The organism is Pelomonas sp. KK5, assembly GCF_001984095.1.
In the GTDB taxonomy this organism is placed as follows: Bacteria; Pseudomonadota; Gammaproteobacteria; order Burkholderiales; family Burkholderiaceae_C; genus KK5.
Genome location: NZ_LYVQ01000593.1, coordinates 1 through 285, shown reverse-complemented (window position 1 = coordinate 285; position 285 = coordinate 1). Strand labels below are relative to the sequence as shown.

General features: G+C 71.2%; 1 protein-coding gene. It reads left to right on the top strand.

The window, feature by feature from the left end; all coding sequences use genetic code 11:
- A partial coding sequence (locus B0W88_RS34275) for a hypothetical protein (RefSeq protein WP_158081006.1) occupies window positions 1-285 on the top strand: 285 nt, incomplete at both ends.

The window sequence follows — 285 nt, the reverse complement described above, 5'->3', positions numbered from 1 at the left end:
CTGACCACCGGCGACATCGTCGCCCTCACCTCGGCCCAGGCCGGCGTGCTCAGTTCCACCCAGGTGGCCGGCCTCACGACCGACCAACTGAGCAACTTCAGCACCGACGACCTGCGCGCCCTCGGCAGCGCCGCCCTGCGTGCGCTGAACAGCGTCCAGCTCGGCGCCCTGTCCAGCGACCAGATCGGCGCGCTGACGACCACCCAGGTCGCGCAGCTCACGACCGGCCAGATCGCCGGCATGGCCAGCGACACGCTGAACGCGCTGACCAGCTCGCAGATCCCC